Here is a 1168-nt window from a genome sequence, read left to right as displayed (position 1 = left end):
TGCACCCTGGGTCTCGGCCTTCGGCGGCACCGGATAGATCTCGGCGGTATCGATGAAGTTGATGCCGGCGTCGATGGCGCGGTCGAGCTGCGCGAAGGCCTCGGCCTCGGTATTCTGCTCGCCAAAGGTCATGGTGCCGAGGCAAAGCTCGCTGACCCGCAGGTCGGTCATCCCCAAGGGACGCTGATTCATAGCCACTCCTGTTCGTTAGATCGTAGCGCAGGTCGGTTGAGGTCGAAGCCGCTGATCTCAACCTAGCTACAATAAATTATCGTTCTTCTATATGGGCTCGAATCGAGATGGCCTCAAACCAGATTCAGTTGACGCAAGTGAGGGCGAATGCTGATTACCTCCGTGCTGATCACTCATGACGCTCGATCCTAGCCTCTTCACGCCGTTCGCGATCTGGACCGCCGTCATCCTCTACGGCATCTGTCTGCTCCTCGCGCTCTGGCTCGCACCTTGGCGCAAACTCCTAGAGGCGCGCCTGACACACGTCTTCTTTGGCGCCATTGTGGTCCTGCTGTTGCTCTGGCAGATGCAGACGCAGGTCCAGCCCGGGCTGTCCTATCACCTGCTCGGCCTCACGGCGGTAACCCTCATGTTTGGCTGGGGGTTTGCTGTGATCGCCGCCTCGCTGGCACTCCTCGGCATCACCCTCAACGGTGGCGGCGCCTGGGACGGTTTTGCGCTGAATGCGCTGGTTTCCGGCGTGCTGCCGATCAGCCTGACCCTCGCGTTGCTGATCCTGATTCGCCGCTTTCTGCCGAAGCAATTCTTCGTCTACGTACTGGTCAACGGCTTCCTGACCGCCGGACTGGTCGGCGTTGCCATGGGCTACATGGCGGCCTGGCTGCTCGCCGGCTCCGGCGCCTACAGCATGGCCGAGCTGAGCCAAACGGTCCTGCCCTTCTTCCCGCTGATGTTCCTCCCGGAGGCGATGCTCAACGGCTGGATCATGGTGATCCTGGTTGCCTTCAGACCGCATTGGGTGTACTCGTTTTCTGATTTCGAGTACATCAAGGGCAAGTAGGTATACCGTGGCAAGCGCCTCTAGCAAGCGCCATGCGTCCGGGGCCGCGATGCAAGATGAACCTCAGGAGCAGTATTGATGCGATGGGTAGGTAAGGTCATTGGCGGATTCATTGGGCTCGCCGCCGGCGGCCCT

2 protein-coding genes are annotated in these 1168 nt (G+C 60.4%); one reads left to right on the top strand and one right to left on the bottom strand.

Features of this window, described 5'->3' with window-relative positions; genetic code table 11:
* Positions 1 to 192 (bottom strand): aldo/keto reductase (locus VBE63_RS29880; protein ID WP_323686596.1); only part of this gene is annotated, 192 nt, incomplete at its 3' end.
* A 175-nt stretch (positions 193 to 367) separates the two neighbouring features.
* Between VBE63_RS29880 and VBE63_RS29875 the strand changes: the two genes are divergently transcribed.
* Positions 368 to 1033 (top strand): energy-coupling factor ABC transporter permease, encoded by a 666-nt coding sequence (locus VBE63_RS29875; protein ID WP_323686595.1) that lies wholly within the window; start codon positions 368 to 370, stop codon positions 1031 to 1033.
* The last annotated feature ends 135 nt before the right edge of the window (positions 1034 to 1168 follow it).

This window comes from Lamprobacter sp. (genome assembly GCF_034860625.1).
Taxonomy (GTDB): Bacteria; Pseudomonadota; Gammaproteobacteria; order Chromatiales; family Chromatiaceae; genus Lamprobacter.
Note: the sequence above shows the minus strand (reverse complement) of the source record. Positions and strands in the feature narration are given on the sequence as shown.